Annotated in this window: 17 protein-coding genes; 12 read left to right on the top strand and 5 right to left on the bottom strand. The window is 67.2% G+C overall.

Translation table 11 applies throughout. The features are described 5' to 3' along the window. The first annotated feature begins 4 nt into the window (after positions 1-4). The 6 genes from yidC to AADH62_RS03410 all read left to right on the top strand — a co-directional run bounded on the left by yidC (position 5) and on the right by AADH62_RS03410 (position 4756). Positions 5-1162 carry a membrane protein insertase YidC gene (gene yidC / locus AADH62_RS03435; RefSeq protein ID WP_375236743.1) on the top strand — a complete coding sequence of 386 codons (1158 nt, stop codon included), beginning with the start codon at positions 5-7 and terminating at the stop codon, positions 1160-1162. A gap of 16 nt (positions 1163-1178) precedes the next feature. Next, entirely contained in the window at positions 1179-1691 is a 513-nt protein-coding gene (locus tag AADH62_RS03430) for a protein jag (protein ID WP_292729090.1), read from the top strand. A gap of 24 nt (positions 1692-1715) precedes the next feature. Further along, complete coding sequence (gene rsmG / locus AADH62_RS03425) at positions 1716-2342, top strand: 16S rRNA (guanine(527)-N(7))-methyltransferase RsmG (RefSeq protein ID WP_341578269.1); 627 nt, start codon at positions 1716-1718, stop codon at positions 2340-2342. A 129-nt stretch (positions 2343-2471) separates the two neighbouring features. Further along, on the top strand, positions 2472-3440 hold the full coding sequence (locus tag AADH62_RS03420) for a ParA family protein (RefSeq protein WP_292729093.1): 969 nt from the start codon (positions 2472-2474) through the stop codon (positions 3438-3440). Next, positions 3440-4369, top strand: a complete 930-nt coding sequence (locus AADH62_RS03415) for a ParB/RepB/Spo0J family partition protein (RefSeq protein ID WP_341578268.1) — start codon at positions 3440-3442, stop codon at positions 4367-4369. Before AADH62_RS03420 ends, AADH62_RS03415 begins: the two co-directional genes overlap by 1 nt. A 48-nt stretch (positions 4370-4417) precedes the next feature. After that, entirely contained in the window at positions 4418-4756 is a 339-nt protein-coding gene (locus AADH62_RS03410; protein WP_228179203.1) for a tryptophan synthase subunit alpha, read from the top strand. 109 nt (positions 4757-4865) lie between these two features. On the opposite strand, the gene trxA is transcribed toward AADH62_RS03410, so the two are convergent. The 4 genes from trxA to AADH62_RS03390 all read right to left on the bottom strand — a co-directional run bounded on the left by trxA (position 4866) and on the right by AADH62_RS03390 (position 10151). Further along, positions 4866-5189: a thioredoxin gene (trxA, locus tag AADH62_RS03405; RefSeq protein WP_228179202.1), complete on the bottom strand. Its 324-nt coding sequence runs from the start codon at positions 5187-5189 to the stop codon at positions 4866-4868. 75 nt (positions 5190-5264) lie between these two features. Next, positions 5265-6248 (bottom strand): thioredoxin-disulfide reductase, encoded by a 984-nt coding sequence (gene trxB / locus AADH62_RS03400; protein ID WP_341578267.1) that lies wholly within the window; start codon positions 6246-6248, stop codon positions 5265-5267. Positions 6249-6354: 106 nt separating this feature from the next. Next, positions 6355-7953 (bottom strand): murein biosynthesis integral membrane protein MurJ, encoded by a 1599-nt coding sequence (gene murJ / locus AADH62_RS03395; protein ID WP_341578266.1) that lies wholly within the window; start codon positions 7951-7953, stop codon positions 6355-6357. Beyond that, a complete protein-coding gene (locus tag AADH62_RS03390; protein WP_341578265.1) occupies positions 7950-10151 on the bottom strand; it encodes a DUF6049 family protein in 2202 nt (733 codons plus the stop codon). The genes murJ and AADH62_RS03390 overlap by 4 nt, the downstream gene beginning before the upstream one ends. Before the next feature lie 105 nt (positions 10152-10256). Between AADH62_RS03390 and AADH62_RS03385 the strand changes: the two genes are divergently transcribed. Together AADH62_RS03385 and AADH62_RS03380 are read left to right on the top strand one after the other, a co-directional pair. Then, positions 10257-11801, top strand: a complete 1545-nt coding sequence (locus AADH62_RS03385) for a class I SAM-dependent methyltransferase (protein ID WP_341578284.1) — start codon at positions 10257-10259, stop codon at positions 11799-11801. Positions 11802-12048: 247 nt separating this feature from the next. Next, the gene (locus tag AADH62_RS03380; protein WP_341578264.1) at positions 12049-13491 is read left to right on the top strand and encodes a CCA tRNA nucleotidyltransferase; all 1443 of its coding nucleotides are present in this window, start codon (positions 12049-12051) and stop codon (positions 13489-13491) included. An 84-nt stretch (positions 13492-13575) separates the two neighbouring features. Here the strand turns inward: AADH62_RS03380 and cofD are convergent, their stop codons facing one another. Next, entirely contained in the window at positions 13576-14568 is a 993-nt protein-coding gene (cofD, locus tag AADH62_RS03375; RefSeq protein ID WP_341578263.1) for a 2-phospho-L-lactate transferase, read from the bottom strand. Positions 14569-14674: 106 nt separating this feature from the next. On the opposite strand from cofD, the gene AADH62_RS03370 reads away from it, so the two are divergent. The 4 genes from AADH62_RS03370 to AADH62_RS03355 all read left to right on the top strand — a co-directional run bounded on the left by AADH62_RS03370 (position 14675) and on the right by AADH62_RS03355 (position 19074). Continuing rightward, on the top strand, positions 14675-16039 hold the full coding sequence (locus AADH62_RS03370; protein WP_341578262.1) for a GAF domain-containing protein: 1365 nt from the start codon (positions 14675-14677) through the stop codon (positions 16037-16039). Between the two features lie 151 nt (positions 16040-16190). Beyond that, positions 16191-17741 carry an acetaldehyde dehydrogenase ExaC gene (gene exaC, locus AADH62_RS03365; RefSeq protein ID WP_341578261.1) on the top strand — a complete coding sequence of 517 codons (1551 nt, stop codon included), beginning with the start codon at positions 16191-16193 and terminating at the stop codon, positions 17739-17741. A 144-nt stretch (positions 17742-17885) separates the two neighbouring features. Next, positions 17886-18284 carry a DUF779 domain-containing protein gene (locus AADH62_RS03360; RefSeq protein ID WP_341578260.1) on the top strand — a complete coding sequence of 133 codons (399 nt, stop codon included), beginning with the start codon at positions 17886-17888 and terminating at the stop codon, positions 18282-18284. A gap of 124 nt (positions 18285-18408) precedes the next feature. Beyond that, positions 18409-19074, top strand: a complete 666-nt coding sequence (locus AADH62_RS03355; protein ID WP_341578259.1) for a TMEM175 family protein — start codon at positions 18409-18411, stop codon at positions 19072-19074. The last annotated feature ends 143 nt before the right edge of the window (positions 19075-19217 follow it).

The raw sequence follows: 19217 nt of genomic DNA, 5'->3' as shown, positions 1-19217 counted from the left end.
CTTGCTGGATCTCCTCGCCAATGCGACCCCCTCTCCGTCGCCCACCGCGGCGGCCGGCGGCGGCTTCGATCTGTTCGGCATCATCCTGTGGCCACTGAAGTGGGTAGTCGAACTCATCCTCGTCGCGTGGCACTGGCTCTTCACCGCGATCGGACTGCCTCCGGCCGAGGGCATCACCTGGGTCTTGGCGATCGTCGGCCTCGTCGTCGTCGTGCGTGCCGCACTCATCCCGCTGTTCGTCAAGCAGATCAAGTCGCAGCGCAAGATGATGGAGATCGCTCCCGAGCTCCGCAAGATCCAGGACAAGTACCGCGGCAAGAAGGATCAGCTCTCTCGCGAGGCCATGAGCCGCGAGACGATGGCGTTGTACAAGAAGCACGGGACGAGCCCCGTTTCCGGGTGCCTTCCGCTGCTCGTGCAGATGCCGGTGTTCTTCTCGCTGTACTCCGTGCTCAGCAGCGTCAAGGTCAACGCCGAACTCGGTCTCGGTGGTGTCGGCGTGCTCGGCCCGGAGCTCACCAAGCAGTTCTACGACGCCTCCCTCTTCGGAGTTGCGTCCCTGCACGAGACCCTCATCGACGCCTGGAACACCGGCAACACGCCTGCCGTGATGATCCTCGTCGTGCTCGTCATCCTGATGATCGCCTCGCAGTTCTTCACGCAGCTCCAGATCATCTCCAAGAACCTCTCCCCCGAGGCCAAGACCGGCCAGGCCTACCAGATGCAGCGCATCATGCTGTGGGTCCTGCCGTTCGCGTTCGTCTTCTCGGGTGTCTTCTTCCCGCTGGGTGTCGTGCTCTACTGGTTCACCAGCAACATCTGGACGATGGTTCAGCAGTTCATCGTCATCCGTGAGATGCCGACCCCGGGCTCCGAGGCGGCGAAGCAGCGCGAGGAGCGACTGGCTCGCAAGGGCAAGGCGATCGACTCCAGCGGCAAGGTCGTGCCGATGGACAAGTACTTGGCCGAGCAGCAGCGACTGCTGGAAGAGGCTGAGAAGGCGAAGGCTCAGGCTCCGAAGCGTGAGCAGCCGATGAGTAAGCAGCGCGCGAAGAAGCAGGGTAACCGCTCCGCTGGCGGCGCCACCTCTCGGCCACAGAATCCGCGCCCCACGGGCCGTGCAGCGGAGGGCCCATCACCCTCACCGGAATCGAACAAGTAGGAACAAGAGGGTGGAGATGACAACGACCCCCGGCACCGCTTCGTCTCGCGCAGAGGCGACGATCGAAGACCTGGAGCAGGAAGGCGACGTAGCCGCCGACTTCCTTGAAGGACTCCTCGACATCGCGGACATCGATGGCGACCTCGCCCTGGACGTTCGCAACGGTCGCGCGTACGTCTCTATCGAGCAGGACGGCGGTGAGGGAGCGGCAGATCTGGGTGCTCTAGCCGACCCGACGACCGTCCAGGCGCTCCAGGAACTTACGCGCATTGCTGTGCAGAACCGTACCGGGCGCTTCTCGCGCCTGATCCTGGACATCGGCGGTTCTCGCGACACGCGTCAGCGAGAGCTCGATGCCCTCGTGGATCGTGCTGTCGCTCGGCTGGACGAGGGTGCGTCGCAGGCCTCGCTCCCCCCGATGTCGAGCTACGAGCGCAAGCTCATCCACGACCTTGTCGCCGAGCGTGGCCTTGTCTCCGAGTCGTACGGCGAGGGCGCCGATCGACACACCGTGATCCGCCGCGCCTGAGTGCGCGTTTCACGTGAAACATCGATGACCACTCTTGAGGCCGAACCCGCCGCAGCGGCTGCCCTGTTCGGTGAGCGGATCGACCTTGCCCGTGAGTTCACGGCGGCTTTGGCCGAGCAGGGCGAGACCCGAGGACTCATCGGTCCCCTGGAGCTTCCGCGACTGTGGACGCGGCACATTCTGAATAGTGCGATCGCTGCCCCCCTCTTCGATGGGCGCGCTGCTGACATCGGCTCGGGGGCGGGCCTCCCGGGAATCGTCCTGGCTATCGCCCGACCCGACGTCACGTGGACGTTGGTCGAGCCGATGGAGCGGCGCGTCGCCTGGTTGACGGAGCAAGCCGACGCTTTGGATCTCGGCAACGTCACCGTGGTTCGTGCTCGTGCGGAGGAATGGGTGCCCGAGGCATCCGTCGATGTCGTCACTGCGCGTGCTGTGAGTGCGCTTCGCACGCTGATTCCCATGACGGCTCCGCTGGTTCGTCCCGGAGGAAGGCTCATGCTCTTCAAGGGGCGAGGTGCCGAGGCGGAGATCGAAGCCGCCCAGAAGCAGATCCGTCGATTCGGACTCACCGACGTCGGGGTACTCACTCTCGGAGAGGGCGTTCTCGACGAGACAACCCGTGTCGTTCACGCCACCGTCGGTGGCTGAGCCGCTCGAGGCAGTCATGAGTGCGGCAGCATGTTTCACGTGGAACGGTGAGCCATCGGATCGACCCCGGGCCGGGTCGGAAGCCGCACGTAGAGTAGAGAAGCCCTTGACCCGATCGGAGCGTTTCACGTGAAACACGACGAGGATCCCGCGACGGACTCGTTCTACGACACCCCCTTGGCACGCGAGCTCGCAGACCTCACCGCCCGTCGTCGGGCCCTTGACGCGATCCCGCTGGAGTACGCGGGTCGACGACGGATCTTCACGGTGTCGAATCAGAAGGGCGGCGTAGGTAAGACAACGTCGACCGTCAACCTCGCAGCGGCATTCGCGCACATGGGTGCCCGGGTGCTGGTCGTCGACTTGGACCCCCAGGGCAATGCATCCACGGCGCTCAGCATCCCGCACAACGCGGAGACCCCGAGCGTGTACGACGTTCTGGTCGAGGAGCGACCGCTGTCCCAGGTCGTCCAGCAGAGTCCCGAGTCCCCCCGGTTGTTCTGTGCACCGAGCACGATCCATCTGGCTGGCGCCGAGATCGAGCTCGTTTCGCTCGTTGCTCGCGAACGACGGCTGCGTACCGCGCTGGAGAAGTACCTGTCGAAGAAGGGCGCGGATATCGACATCGTGCTCATCGACTGTCCGCCCTCGCTCGGCCTGCTCACGATCAACGCCTTCACCGCCGCAGACGAAGTACTCATTCCGATCCAGTGTGAGTACTACGCGCTCGAGGGGCTCAGCCAGCTGATGGGGACGGTGTCGATGATTCAGAAGCATCTGAATCCCACACTGACGCTCTCGACGATTCTTCTCACCATGTACGACGGGCGTACCCGCCTCTCGCAGCAGGTTGCTGACGAAGTCCGCGCGCACTTCCCGAACCAGGTGCTCACCACCGTCATCCCCCGTTCGGTGCGCATCTCCGAGGCCCCGAGCTTCGGGCAGACTGTGATCGCCTACGATGGTCAGTCGGTCGGGGCGGTGGCCTATCGCGAGGCGGCAGTGGAGATCGTCCGACGGGATCACCGTGCGGATAGCGCGGATGTCGACGCCGAGGGTTCAGCCCCGGATCGCGACGCTGAGGAAAGGGACGAGTGATGGCCAAGCGAACGGGACTCGGTCGAGGAATCGGCGCTCTCATCCCTACCGCCGATCAGGGCGAGAGTCGGCCGGTAGACGTGTTCTTCCCGGAGGCGCCTCCCGCGGAGGATCTCGTCACGGTACCGGGAGCCCGGCTGATCCACATCGACCCGAACACGATAGTTCCCAATCCGCGCCAGCCCCGCACGAACTTCGACCCTGACGAACTCGCGGAGCTCGTCCACAGTGTGCGCGAGTTCGGTGTGCTCCAGCCCGTCGTGGTCCGCGATCGCGGTGACGGGACCTATGAGCTCATCATGGGCGAGCGACGCACTCGGGCTTCCCGGGAGGCGGGACTCGACTCGATCCCAGCGATCGTCCGCGACACTGCAGACGAGCATCTCCTGCGGGACGCTCTGCTGGAGAATCTGCACCGCTCACAGCTGAATCCGCTGGAAGAGGCGTCGGCCTACCAGCAGTTGCTCGAGGACTTCGGCATCACGCAGGAGGAGCTCGCGGGACGCATAGGTCGCTCCAGGCCCCAGATCAGCAACACGATCCGCCTACTCAAGCTGCCGATCCCCGTGCAGCAGCGCGTGGCAGCCGGGGTCATCAGCGCCGGACACGCGCGCGCCATCTTGTCGGTCGAGGGAGATGACGCCATGGCGCGTCTCGCTGACAAGATCGTGAACGAAGACCTGTCGGTCCGTGAGGCTGAAGCTGCAGCGAAGGGCGCGGCATCCGCTGGCCGTAAGCCTACGAAGCCTCAGGCTGGGGGCCGCCGCGGTCACCTCGACGAGTTGGCTGAGAGGCTCGGTGATCGCCTCGACACTCGGGTGAAGATCACACTCGCTGCAAAAAAAGGCCAGATCAGCATCGACTTCGCAAGTATTCAGGACCTCAACCGCATTCTCGACGAGCTCGGTGTCGAGGGCTTCGGTTCCTGATCATCCACATCCGGGCGACGTAGCCTCAGAGCGACGTACGCTGGAGTAATGACGCGCGAGAATTCGGCCCCGACTCGTCGGGCGAGTCTCGAGCTGCTGCGCGCCGAAGCGGCTGATGAACTGTCGGTTCTGGTCGAGGAGCGGTTGCGCGCGGGCGAAGATCCCTGGGAGTTCATGGACGATCTCCCCACCGTGGATGAACTCGTCGTTCTGATGCTGCGTGCCGAGAACATCCTCACCACCGGCTTGCCCTCAACCGGCATCCGTCACTACCGGGTGCTCCGGCAGATCGCGCTGGACTACCCGCCGCTCACCCGTGCGGTGTGGCGGCTTCTCGGCTCCGCGCGCCACCGCACGTGGGATTCCCTGCTTCCCGACGTTCCGTGAGGCGATCCGTCAGCGCGACCCCGCGCGGAAGACGCACACCGCGCAGGGCCCAGAAATGACGGATGCCGCGGACCCTGAGGGAACCGCGGCATCCTGTGGGAACGAAGGGTCAGCCGATGAACTCGGCGAGATCCTGTTCCAGTGCGTACTTGGGCTTTGCACCAATGATCGTCGTCTTGACCTCGCCGCCCTGGAAGACCTTCATGGCGGGGATCGAGGTGATCTGATACTTCATCGCGAGGTCGGGGTTCTCGTCGACGTTGAGCTTGAGGATCGTGATCTTGTCGGGGTGCTCGGCCTGGATTTCATCCAGCACCGGGGCGACCATGCGACACGGGCCGCACCAGGCTGCCCAGAAGTCGACAAGAACGGGGCCTTCGGCCTGCAGGACATCCTGGTCCCACGTCGCCGAGGTCGTAGCTGAGGCACTCATGTGTTCTCCTTCGTCAAAACGTTCAGTTATGAAAACGCGTCAGGGGGCGCGATTGTTCCGATGCGTGCGCGGCGCTCAGGCCAATGCCTCGGAGGGGACGTCGACGGGCTCGTCAGGGAGGGGGTCGGTGGCGTCTTCGAGAAGAGCGGCGAGGTAGTGCTCCACATCCAGAGCTGCGACGGCGCCGGAGCCCGCGGCGGTGACAGCCTGTCGGTACGTCGGGTCGATGACATCGCCGGCGGCGAAAACGCCGGGGACCGACGTGCGCGACGACCGACCTTCGAGCTGGATCGTGCCGTCCTCGGTGAGTTCGAGCACGCCGTGAACGAGGTGCGTGCGCGGGTCGTGACCGATCGCCACGAAGATCCCGTCGAGCGCGAGCTCCGAGGTCTCGCCGGAGACGGTGTTACGCAGCGTCGCGCCAGTCACCTGGTCCCCGCCGCTGATGTCGATGATCTCGCTGTTCAAGATGAACTCGATCTTCTCGTTGGCGAACGCACGATCCTGCATGATCTTGGACGCACGAAGCTCGTCGCGACGGTGAATGATGTAGACCTTCGAGGCGAACTTGGTCAGGAACGTCGCTTCCTCCATCGCCGAGTCGCCGCCGCCCACGACCGCGATGACGCGCTCGCGGAAGAAGAACCCGTCGCAGGTGGCGCAGTAGGAAACGCCGCGACCCGAGAAGGTCTTCTCGCCCTCGATGCCGAGCTTGCGCGGGGCGGAACCTGTCGCGAAGATCACGGCGTGAGCGTCGTGGGTCGCGCCCGACCCAAGGGTGATGGACTTCACTGCGCCGTCGAGCGAGACGGAAACGACGTCGTCATAGACGATCTCGGAGCCGAATTTTTCGGCCTGGGCCTGCATTTTTGCCATTAGGTCGGGACCCATGATGCCGTCGGGAAAGCCGGGGAAGTTCTCCACCTCGGTGGTGTTCATGAGCTCGCCACCGGCTTCCACCGAGCTGGCGATAACGAGCGGCTGGTGCCCACCCCGGGCCGCATAGATAGCTGCGGTGTACCCGGCAGGACCGGACCCGATGATGATGACATTGCGCATGAGCGACCCTTCGTTGCGGTTCCGGATGCTTCAACACATGCTATCCGCGCGGCATTCCCCGGGCCTGGTTGCCCGCAGTGTCGTTCACGGCTCAGTCGAGCGACGTTCACCGCCGAGAGATGATCCGCCGGACGGTCTGCCATGCCGTCGTGAGCTCGGGAACGCGCAGCAGGGCGAGGATGCCGACGTAGACCGCCAGGGCGACGATGCCGATCAGAGCAGAGCCGAGTGCGCCGGTGACCTGGTTCTCGAGCATCCAGCTGGTTTCAGCGCCGGACAGGAGGTACACGCCCCAGCCGACGAGACCCGCGGGAACAGCAGCTGCGGCAAACAGGGCAAGGGACGGCATCCATCGCCGGATTCCGATGCGAGACAGACGCCGACGCAGAAACCAGGTGGCCAGGGAGAGCTGGACGCACACGGCGAGGGACTGACCGAGCGCGATGCCGGCGGTGACGAATGCTGTCGGCAGGTTCAGTGCGAGCACCGCCGTGATCATGACGATGCTCGCCTGCACGAGGGTGAAGAAGAACGGGGTTCGCGTGTCGTTGTAGGCGTAGAAGACGCGTCCGATGATGAACAGGACGGTCTGGGGGATGAGCCCGACGAGGAAAGCCAGCAGCACCCACGACGCATCCACGGCGTAGTCCGGAGTGGTGGTGAAGATTCGGGAGGCCGGTACTGCGGCGGCGGCGAGGACCGCGGTGGAGATCACCATGAACAGGCCGAGAAGACGGATGCTGCGCGCGATGTCGGTGCGGACCTCTTCGTCTCGGCCAGCGGCGGCATGCTCGCTCAGCTGGGTGAAGTAGGGGGTGCCGATCGACAGGACGAACACCGAGAAGGGCAGCATGTACAGCAGCCACGCGTTCGCGGCGACGGTGGCGGCGGGCGCGTCACCAGACACGACCGACATGATCTGGCTCTGCACGATCCCGGCGATCTGCCCGACGATCACCATGAGGAAGGTCCAGCCGGCGAGGCGACCGATGTTGCGAAGACCCACGCCCCGCCACGCGAAGTCGGGGCGCAGATGCAATCCGGCTCGCACCCAGAAGACCATGAGCACTGCTGCCTGCACGACGATGCCGAGGGTGGCGGTTCCGGCGAGCAGCGCAATCATCGTCGGTGTCCAGTCGGATACCTCGGTGACCGGGCCGCCGAAGATCACGATGAAGGCGCCGAATCCCGCGATCGAGATGACGTTGTTGGCGATCGGGGCCCAGGTGAACGGGCCGTACACCCTCCGGGCGTTCAGGATTTCGCCGAGCAGCGCGTAGAGCCCGTAGAACAGCAGCTGCGGGATGCACCAGTACGCGAATGCGGTAGCCAGCGCGAACTGGGAGGGCGTGAACTGCGACGCATACAGCTGCACGAGGAGGGGAGCCGCGACCGTGCCAATGGCGGTGGTCACAACCAGGGCGACGGTGCCGAGGGTGAACAGTTTCGAGATGAAGGCGCGGCCGCCGTCGGCGTGCGCGGCGGCCTGCACGATCTGTGGCACGACGACCGCTGTCAGCAGGCCCGTCGAGATGATCGCGTAGAGGTTGTTGGGCAGCTGGTTCGCGATTGTGAAGGCGTCGGCTGCGCGGCTGCCCACGGAGCCGACGGCTGCGACCAACACGACCGAGCGAAGAAACCCGGTGAGCCGCGACACGAGCGTACCGGCGGCGATGAGGGTGCTCGCACGCCCAATGGAACTCACGACTGCTCCTCCGCTGCGGTGCTGTCGGCATCCGTCGCAGCCTGAGCATCGTCTGTTTCGGGGCCCTCTGCTTCAGGGCCCTCTGTTTCAGGGCCCTCTGCTTCAGGGCGGCGCCGGACGCGGCGCACCGTTCGGACCGCGCCGATAGCGAGGAACGCAGCCGCCAGGACCGACAGGATGACGAGCCCGATCGTCTCCCAGTCGGCGCGCACGTTGACTTCCAGCGACTGGTCGTCGCCGATCCGAACGCCCGTGGGGCTCGTCAGCGACAGATCAACCTCAACGGTTCCGCTACCGACCCGTGCTTTAACCGGGAGCGAGGCCCGCGTGCTCTGCTGGGGACCGATCGCAACATCGATGCTCTCCGTCACCTCGAGTCGCAGGTCGTCGCTGTGAGCGTGCAGGGTCACGGTGACGGGATAGGGCAGGTCATTCTTGATGCCCACGGGGATCTCGGCGTCGGCAGCGACCAGCTGAATCGGGCTCGGCGGCAGGATCGCCACCGACGACAGGGTAGCCTCGGTCGCAGCGGCGTGGGCATCGAGAGCTTCCTCCCACGCGGCATCCTGCCCCGCCCAGCCGAGGCTCAGGAGCTGCAGGATCTCCGCGCGCTCGACGCCGGTGAGCAGCAACGGTTCAGTAATGACACTGGCGAAAGACTCGATGCGCTGCTCCCCGGCCAGGAGCGCGGGCACGGCCTCGACCCGGGCTGTCGCGAGAGGCTCGTCGGCGATGGAAACCTCGGTCGGTTCGCTGCCGATAAGGGCGCTGAGTCCGCGCGGCTGGGCACCCGGCAAGGTCTGAGCGCCGTCGATGGCCGCACGCAGCGCGACGGCAGTGCGGGTCGGGTCGCGCTGGAGCGCAACGACCGTCGTCGTTCCGGTCAGTGGGAGAGTCTCGAGGGCGGATGCCTCGGCGAGGGATGCCGCGCGGTCCAGGGCATCGGGGCTGGCGGCGGCCGCTGACAGTGCAGCGCTCACGTCGGCGTCGGCGACGAGTAGTCCGGCACCACCAGCGCGGGCATGCGCCGCGGGCGAGGAGGTCGCGACGGCTGTCGTGTCGGTGAGTGTCAGCGCGCCACCGGTGCCGAGCGCCGCGACGACGTCGGCTGTTACCGCGTCGGGCCACCAGATGTCAGTCGTTGCGCCGACGTCTAGCAGCTCGTCGAGCGTGGGGAGCCCGGACTCGCCATCCGTGTCGGATTCGGACGGAGTCGTGGAGCCGGTGGGGGTTGGCTTGGGATCGTTTCCCGAGAAGCCGGCCGGGTCGATGTACGCGGCAAGCGAGGTCGGCGCCAGCGGCGGCACCACCCCGGCGGCGACCTGGGCGGAGGTGTCGGCGTCGCCGAACTGCAGTGCGAACCGATCGTTGGGCAGCGCCTCGAAACGTGCGAGCCAATCGCGTGCGGTCGCCGGGGCGGTAGTGCCGAGCACCCGGATCGCGGCAACGATGGCGGGGTCGATCGCGATGATGGCGTCAGTGCCCTGCACCCCGGTGAGTGCTGCCGTCAGTGCGCCGTCCTCAGCCGTCAGTGACGCTAGTGCCTCGGCGCTGAGCAGACCTCGTCCCGTCGGTGGGGCCGTGATCGGCACGATGACCGCGACATCCGCGGCGGCCCCGGTGGGGACGACGAACACTGACGCCGACTGCAGGGTCCTCCCCGCAACCGTGACGCTCGCGAGCACGGGATACACGCCCGGGGCTCGGTCGGTGAGCACCGGGTCGCTTGCCGGGACGCGCACGATGGCGCTTGCTCGCTCGCCGGCCGCGGCGGGGTCGAGCGAGGCGGTGCCGACGATCGTCGGCGCGCGCTCGGCGCGGGGGGACGCGAGCCAGTCGCTGACATCCGCCCGGGTTGAGAGGGGTTCCGTGCCGATCGCGACGGACACCTGTGTTGCGGCCAGGGGTGCGGACCCGGCCGTGAGACCGAGAGAGATGGCCAGCGAGTCGCCGGGTGAGACGACACCGCCGCCGAGTGAAGCGGCCACGAGCTGCGGATCAACGGCCGTTGCGGTCGGGGCCGGCGTTGCTGCCGCAGCGGTTGGCGCGGCATCCGTCGTGAGCCCACCGGCTGCCAGAAGCGCCCCGATTGCGACCGTTGCCGACAGGCGCCGAACGAGTCTCGTCAGGCCGGTGCGGCGGCGCGGCGCGGCGCGGCCGGGAGGCACGGATGCGGGGAGCGGGGTGGGCGCGGTCATGTCGTGTCGCGGGACGACCGCTGATCGTGCGGATCCCGCCGGAATTCTACGGTCCGCGGCTCGGAGCATCCCGCAGGCCGTCCGCGCTTGAATGGATCCGTGACGATGCCCCTTCATCCCGACCCCACGATCTGCGCCGCCCTGGCGTCTGACCTCACCGCTGCCGGCTACACGGCCGAGGCCCTGCGCAACGCCTGGGGTTCTGTCGGCGATGCCGCGATCGGGCGCGGGCTGCGCGGACCAGCAGTCCGTGCGCTCGCGGGACGGGGCGACGCTCTTGCGACGCTCGCACGCCTGCTCGGACTCGGGATGCCGCAGCCGGTGAACACCGTCGATGCTGCGCTCCCGCGCACCGGCGCGGCAGGACTCGTCGCGCTCGGCCTCGCCGTGATCGACGGTGACACTGCCACACCGACCGCCCTGATCAGACCGCAGGAGTGGAGCGGCGAGGCGGATGCCGGTGCCGGCGAGTGGTGGATCGCGAGCGACCTCGACGAAGCTGCGCTCGGGGGCGCTCTGCCGACCGATCACGTGCTCGGCGTGGGGGGAGCGTCGCTGACCTTGGCGGGCCTGCAGCTGCCCACGCCGGCACAGCGAGTCCTTGACCTCGGCACCGGATGCGGCATCCAAGCCCTTCGCGCCCGCCTGTACGCCGACGAGGTCATCGCCACCGACATCTCGACCCGCGCGCTGGGATTCGCCAGCCTCACTGCCGCGCTCAACGGCGTCGACGGCATCGAGGTGCGCCACGGCAGTCTGTTCAAGCCGGTCGCCGGTAAACGGTTCGACCGTGTGGTCTCCAATCCGCCCTTCGTCATCACGCCACGCGGTGCAACCGCCGACGGTGTGTCGGCTCCCGCCTACGAATACCGCGACGGCGGCGCGGTCGGTGACGATCTCGTGCGGCAGGTCGTCACCGGAGTGGCTGGCGTGCTCGCCGACGGCGGCATCGCGCAGTTCCTGGGCAACTGGGAGTATCGCAACGGCCGCGATGGCCTCGACTGCGTGCGGGAATGGGTGGCCGCGGCATCCGTTTCGATGGATGCCTGGGTCATCGAGCGCGAGATCCTCAGCCCGCTCGATTACGCGCAGCTGTGGGTGCGCGATGGCGGCACACCGCCGGGCTCACCGGAATACGATGCGCTCATCGACCTGTGGCTGCAGGATTTTGAGGAGCGCGGGGTCACCGGCATCGGCTTCGGCTACATCCTGCTGCGCCGGCCCGGCTCGGGCACGGCGCCCCTGTCACGTTTTGAGCGCGTGAGCTCGCCCGCTCCGCAGGAGGGGCTCGGCGCGGATCTTGCCCGGGCCCTCGCGGTGCACGATGTGCTTGGCGCTCGCGATGACGTCGGCCTTGCGGCCTCAGCGTTCACGACCGCGCCCGATGTCACGGAGGCACGCCACTTCGTTCCCGGCGCCGAGGACCCCACCGTCATCGAGCTGCGCCAGGGTCGGGGTTTCGGTCGCACGCTCACCGTCGACCCGGGTCTCGCGGCGCTCGTCGGCGCGTGCGACGGTGAGCTTCCGGTCGGGGTGCTGGTCGATGCGATCGCTGAGCTCCTCGAGGTGGATGCTGCGGCACTTCGCGCCGACCTGCTGCCCCGCGTCCGCGAACTCGCCTTCCTCGGCTTCCTCGACCCCGTCGCCTGAGCCGGGTGGCACCGGGTCTGCCCGAAGCTGCATCCACGCTGTCCCTGAACCGCGGGGAGGCGCATCCGGCTCGAAGCTGGAAGCGGAGCGGGGTGCCCGGGAGGGGGCTGGCACCGGGTCTGGCGGGAGCCGACGTAGTCGGCGAGGGCATGTCCCCCTCCCCGGCGCCCCGCGCAGCGGACTCCCTGACCGCGCAGCGGACTCCCGACGCCGCGGGTGGCCGAACCCCCACCGGTAGGCTCGATCCATGCTGAACATGGCTGAGGGTGTCGCGCGCCTGGGCGCCCTGGCCACCTCTCCCGTCGTCGCTGCCGTTGCGGTGGCGTTCGAGGAAGCGGGCTTCGAGTTGGCGATCGTCGGCGGTCCCGTTCGCGATGCGCTGCTGGGACGAACCACGCACGATCTCGACTTCACGACGAATGCGCGACCCGACGACATCCTGCGCATCGTGGCTCCGTTGAGCACCGCGCACTGGGATATCGGGCGCGATTTCGGCACGATCGGGGCGCGGATTGCGCTTCCCGGTGGCGGTGCTGAGCAGGTGGAGATCACGACGTATCGCGCCGACAGTTATGACGGCGTGACCCGCAAACCGACCGTCGAGTTCGGTGACACGCTCGAGGGCGACCTGGTGCGGCGCGACTTCACCGTCAACGCCATGGCGCTGCGGGTTCCGTCGCAGAAGCTTGTCGATCCGTCCGGCGGAGTCGAGGACCTCCTCGGGCGGCGGCTGCGAACACCGGCCGATCCCGATGTGAGTTTCGGTGACGATCCGCTTCGGATGCTGCGCGCCGCTCGGTTCGCGTCCCAGCTGGAGTTCGACGTGGATGCCGACACCGTCTCGGCGATGCACCAGCTGCGCGAGAGCATCCGGATCGTCAGCGCTGAGCGCATCCACGGTGAGCTCGTGCGGCTCATGCAAACCGATGACCCGTTGCGCGGCATCCGTCTGCTGGTCGAGACGGGTCTCATGGAGCAGTTCCTGCCCGAGATTCCGGCGCTGCGGCTTGAGATCGACGAGCATCACCACCACAAGGATGTCTACGAACACTCGCTGACCGTCGTGCGCCAGGCGATCGAGCTCGAGCACGAGCGGCATCCGGGTGCCGCCCCCGATGTGCCGCTGCGGCTTGCAGCGCTGCTGCACGACATCGGCAAGCCGGCCACGCGTCGCCTGGAGCCCGGGGGCGGGGTGACCTTTCACCACCACGACATCAAGGGCGCGCGGATGGCGCGCAAGCGCCTGAAGGAGCTGCGGTTCGATGCAGCGACGATCGACAAGATCACGGCGCTGATCGAGCTGCATCTGCGGTTCTTCGGGTACGCCGAGGGGGCGTGGACCGACTCTGCCGTGCGGCGGTACGTGCGAGATGCCGGCGACGAGCTCGAGCGCCTCCACATCCTGACGCGCGCCGATGTGACGACCCGCAACAAGCGCAAGGCTTCGCGTCTGGCATCGGCGTACGACGACATCGAGCGACGGATCGCTGAACTTGCCGCGCAAGAGGAGCTCGACGCGATGCGCCCCGAGCTCGACGGGAACCGCATCCAGGAGGTGCTGGGCATCGGTCCCGGCCGAGAGGTCGGCGAGGCTTACCGGTTCCTGCTCGACCTGCGGCTGGACGAGGGAGTGCTCGGCGAGGTCGAGGCCGAGAGGCGCCTACGCGAGTGGTGGTCAGCCCGGGGCTGATCCCCGGGCGTTTCACTGTCACAGAACGCTGATTCCGAGCCCCGCAAGTCGGAGTCTGTGACAGCGGGACGGGCGATGGGGGCGTCAGCGCAGGTCGTGCGCGAGCGTGATGGCGTCGCCGGCGAGAGCGGCCGAGGTGTCGGCATCCCGCATCCACAGCGGAACCGCGCGGGACGGGATGCCGTCCGCGACGAGTCCATCGACCGATGCGGCGTCCTCCTCAGCGACGAGCCAGCCATCGAGCACCCCGCTCTCGCCGCGAGCTTCATAGTGGCGGGCGATGGCGGCGGCATCCGTGTCGACTCCGATCGCCGTGAGGCACGCGTCGGCCATGCCGCGCACGACCCTGCCGCCGATGACCGGCGCGACTCCGATAACCGGAGCGGATGCCGTTTGGAGCGCATTGCGCATCCCTGGAATGCCGAGGATCGGACCGATCGAGACGACGGGGTTCGAGGGTGCGAGGAGGACCACGTCGGCAGCCGCGATGGCTTCGAGGGCCCCGGCGGCGGGCCGCGCCGTGTCGATGCCGGCGTTCTCGAAGCTCACCGCAGGGATCGTCGCACGGTGGCGGGTCCACCACTCCTGAAAGTGCATGCGCTGACCGTCGGCGGTATGCACGTGGGTGTCGATCTCGTCCTCTGTCGCCGGAAGGAGCGTCGCGCCGAGTGGCCAGCGCGCCCCGAGTCGGCGGTATACCTCGCCGAGCGGGATCCCGCTTCGAAGCCATGCGGTGCGCGCGATGTGCACGCCAAGGTCGAGGTCACCGAGCGTGAACCACTCGGGTGTCACGCCCCAGGCCTGGAGCTCTGACGCGACTCGCTCGGTCTCGTCGCGCCGACCCCATCCCCGGTCTTGGTCGTTCTGACCGCTCAGCGAATACAAGAGCGAGTCGTGGTCGGGCGCGATTCGCAGGCCCGCCAGCCACCAGTCATCGCCGGTGTTCACGACGACCCGGATGTCGTGAGCAGCGTCAGCGGGAAGGCCCCGCGCCGCGGCATCCCGGCGCGCCCATTCGCGCACCCCGATCACGAAGCGCGCGCCGCCGACACCACCCGAAAGCACCGTGATCTGCACGCAGCCACGCTACCCGGCGACACCGGACGCCGCCGCGCCTACACTGGACCGCACTGGCGCGCACAGACGCTCGCGCCAATCACGATCAGTGCCGATCGGAGTCCGCATGCCCTCGCCGTGGTCCCCCGGGTCGGGTACCACCCCCGACGCCTCGAGGCTGATCATCGAGCGCGCCCGCGAGGAGTTCGTGCTCGGCAACGAGTCTGACGCGCGAGTCGGCGATGTGCGGGGCGTCGTGCGCGAGAGCTGGCGGCGTTCGCGCGACGGACGCGTCGGCGTCGAGGGTCTTCCTCCCCTCGCCTTGAGCGCTGAAGAGCTCGAACTGCTTCGGGCGCAGCATCCGCTCGGTTCGGTCATGGACATGATCCGGGGACTGCTGATCCCGGGAGCGGCCGAGGACTCGGGCGTGATCGTCGCGGTCGGGGATGCCGCCGGACGGCTGCTGTGGGTCGAGGGAGACCGCACGTTGCGATCCCTCACCGGTGACATGGGGTTCGTGCCCGGCGCCGACTGGTCGGAGACGGCTGTCGGGACCGCCGCCCCTGGGACCGCGCTCGCACTCGACCGGTCGGTGCAGATCCGCGGCGCAGAGCACTTCAACCGACTCGTCCAACCCTGGTCGTGCACTGCGGCGCCCGTCCATGACCCTGAGACGCGTCGGCTCCTCGGGGTCATCGACGTCACCGGAGACGACCCAGCCGCGTCGGCCCAAGCCCAGCTTCTGGTGGATGCGACAGCCCGCGCCGTCGAGGGCGAGCTGCTGCTTTCGCGCCTCCGGGAGCGGGCGACCGGACCGCGCGCTACGGGGGAAACGGCTGACGTCGACACACCCAAACCCCGGCGAACCCGGCCGGCTTCGGCATCCGTCGTGGCGACCCTTCGGGTGCTTGGCCGTGACCGTGCGCTACTCGAGACCCTCTCGGACGGACACCTGCGCGTAAACGAGCTCACCACCCGCCACGCAGAGATTCTGCTGTGCCTCGCGACCCACCGCCAGGGAGTCTCCGCCGAAGCCCTGGGTGAGCTCGTGTACGGCGATCCGGATGCGGGAACGACCCTGCGGGCCGAGATGGTGCGGCTGCGCAAGATCCTGGAGCGGATCGCGCCGTCGCTCGCCCCGGAGTCCCGCCCGTACCGGCTCACGATGCCGCTCGAGACCGACGCGCACCAGGTGCTCTCGCTTCTTGACCGGGGCGCGCACCGGGTCGCGCTCGCGGCGTATCGCGGCGATGTGCTCCCCGACTCGGCGGCCCCCGGCGTCGAGGAGTTCCGCGACACCGTTCGCGTGACACTCCGCGAAGCGCTGCTCGCTGAGGCGAGTCTGGATGTGCTGCTCGCCTTCGCCGACACGGATGCCGGAGCCGATGACGTCGAGGTTCTTCGCCTGTGCCTGTCCATGCTCCCAGCGCGTTCACCCAAGCGCGCAGGCCTGGTTGCACGCATCGACCGACTCGAGCGCGCCGAACCCTGACGCGAACGCCGCTGGCCAGGGCGGTAGCGCGGCATCCGTTTCACGTGCAACGGATGCTGGCAGCTGGTCTGCAACGGAATGCAACGTTGCCTCACCTACCGTCGACCCATCGCGACGACGGCCGTCGCGACGCAGTCGAAGGAGACTCAGCATGACCATCGTCGAAGAGGGCGTTTCGAGCGTCTATGCCGCGCCGGGCGAGCGCGGCTCCGTCGCCACCTACCGTCCCCGCTACGGCCACTACATCGGCGGCGAGTTCGTCGAACCCATCAAGGGCCAGTACTTCGAAAACATCACCCCGGTCACCGGCAAGCCCTTCTGCGAGGTCGGCCGCGGCACCGTGGAAGACATCGATCGCGCAGTGGATGTCGCATGGAAGGCCTTCCAGAGCTGGAAGCGCACCACCCCCGCCGAGCGCGCGGTGATCCTCAACAAGATCGCCGACCGCATGGAGGCGAACCTCGAGGCCATCGCCGTCGCCGAAACATGGGAGAACGGCAAGCCCGTCCGCGAGACGCTGGCCGCCGACATCCCCCTCGCGATCGATCACTTCCGCTACTTCGCCGGCGTGCTGCGTGCTCAGGAGGGGTCGCTCAGCCAGATCGACGAAGACACCGTCGCGTACCACTTCAACGAGCCCTTGGGTGTCGTCGGCCAGATCATCCCGTGGAACTTCCCGATCCTGATGGCCACATGGAAGCTCGCCCCCGCGCTCGCTGCCGGCAACTGCGTCGTGCTCAAGCCCGCCGAGCAGACTCCCGCGTCGATCCTGTTCCTGTTCGACCTCATCGGCGACCTGCTGCCGGCGGGTGTCGTCAACATCGTCAACGGCTTCGGCATCGAGGCAGGAGCTCCGCTCGCGCAGCACAAGGGCATCCGCAAGGTCGCGTTCACGGGTGAGACCACGACCGGGCGCCTGATCATGCAGTACGCGTCGCAGAACCTCATCCCGGTGACCCTGGAGCTTGGTGGCAAGAGCGCCAACGTCTTCTTCGAGGATGTCGCCCGCGAACGCCACGACGATTACTACGACAAGGCGCTCGAAGGCTTCACGTTCTTCGCGCTCAACCAGGGCGAGGTCTGCACGTGCCCCTCACGTGCGCTCATCCAGCGCTCGATCTACGACCAGTTCCTCGGCGACGGCCTGGAGCGGGTCGGCAAGATCATCCAGGGCAACCCGCTCGACCCGACCACCATGATCGGGGCGCAGGCATCCAACGACCAGCTCGAGAAGATCCTGTCGTACATCCAGATCGGCAAGGATGGCGGGGCCAAGCTGCTCGCCGGTGGCGAGCGTGTCGACCTCGGCGGCGACCTGTCGGGTGGCTACTACGTTGCCCCGACCGTGTTCGAGGGCACCAACGACATGCGGATCTTCCAGGAGGAGATCTTCGGCCCTGTCGTCTCGGTCACGTCGTTCGACGGGTTCGATGACGCCATCCACATCGCCAACGACACGCTTTACGGTCTGGGCGCCGGGGTGTGGAGCCGCTCGGGCGACACCGCCTACCGTGCGGGCCGAGCGATCGAGGCAGGCCGCGTGTGGACGAACACGTACCACCAGTACCCGGCCCACGCCGCGTTCGGTGGCTACAAGCAGTCCGGCATCGGTCGCGAGAACCACCTGAAGATGCTCGACCACTACCAGCAGACCAAGAACCTCCTGGTCTCGTACGCCGAAGGCCCGATGGGCTTCTTCTAAGCCGACACAGCGGGGGCGGCATCCATCACCGATGTCGCCCCGCGTGCCGAATGCAGGAGGAATCTGCCGTCGAGCCGACGAACCACTCAGCTGGCGCGCGTTCATCCTGCGTTCGGCACCGGCCACTTCGATCAAGGAGACACCATGGTCAGCATCGGAACGTACGAACGCGTCGCGGTCACCGAGGAGGCGGCGGCGTTGTTGCGGGAACTTGCGCGGCAGCACGGCGCGCTCATGTTCCACCAGTCGGGCGGATGCTGCGACGGCAGCGCACCCATGTGTTACCCGGTCGGGATGTTTGTGACCGGTCCGAGTGACGTGAAGCTCGGCATCCTGGAAATCGACGGGATCGATCCGATCGAGTTCTTCATGTCGGAGTCACAGTTCGAGTACTGGAAGTACACGCACCTGACGGTGGACGTGGTTCCGGGCCGCGGCGCGGGGTTTAGCGTCGAGAGTCCCACGGGCAAGAGGTTCATCATTCGGTCCCGGATGCTGAACGACGCCGAACTCGAGTACTTTGGCCTCGGCCCCACAGCCTGACTCGGGCGCCCGACCTCCGCGAGACTGCACCGTGCCCGCGAGACAGCGTGCGCGGTGATCGGTCTGGCGGGCACGCTGCAGTCTCGGCGATACGGCTGGGCGGACCGGGTAGTACGGTGGCGGGATGACGGATGCCGAGTCTCGCGCTGCCGATGAGCAGCGGGCGGCGGATGCCGAGCTGCCCTCTGCGGAACGGCTGAAGGCCTTCACGGATGCCGTCGTGGCGATTGCCATGACGCTCCTGATCCTTCCGCTCATGGACAGTGTCACCGATGCAACGGAGTCGAGCGCGGGGGCTTGGGTGGCGGCGGAATGGCCGAGCCTGCTCACATTCATGCTGAGCTTCGTGCTCATCGCCAACTTCTGGCTCACCCACCACCGAATGTTCGCTCGAGTCACCCATGTGGACCAGGGCCTCCTGTGGCTCACGATCGTGTGGATGTTCACGATCGTGTGGCTCCCGGTCGCAACCGCTATCACGAGCACTTTCGATCCCGACCCGATCGAGAAGCTCCTCTACGTCGGCTCGCTCATCCTCACGAGCCTCGTCCTGACGCTCACGCGGGTCTACCTCATCCGGCACCCGGAACTGCATCACGAATCGCAGGCCAAATTCCGGGACGGCCTGGCCGTCGGGGTGATTATCACGGTCCTGTTCGGGGTGGCACTGTTGCTGATGTTCGCCATCCCGGCCCTGAACTATTGGTGGCTGTTCGTGTTGTTCCTGACACGCCCGATCTACGCGATCGTCGTGCGCACGCGGGATCGCAGGACCCAGCCCCGCGCCTGACGGAAAACGGCCGGTTGGGCCGCGGATGCCGCATCCGATACACTGTGAAGGTTGTCCGGCATCCGCTCATGCGGAATCCGTCCGGGCACGTGCACACACCCTCCTGCTGTCGGGAAATGCCCGACAGCCGTTCTAGTCCGAAG

The organism is Microbacterium schleiferi (genome assembly GCF_038150145.1).
Taxonomy (GTDB): Bacteria; Actinomycetota; Actinomycetes; order Actinomycetales; family Microbacteriaceae; genus Microbacterium; species Microbacterium schleiferi_B.
This window is presented reverse-complemented; position numbering and strand designations above follow the sequence as displayed.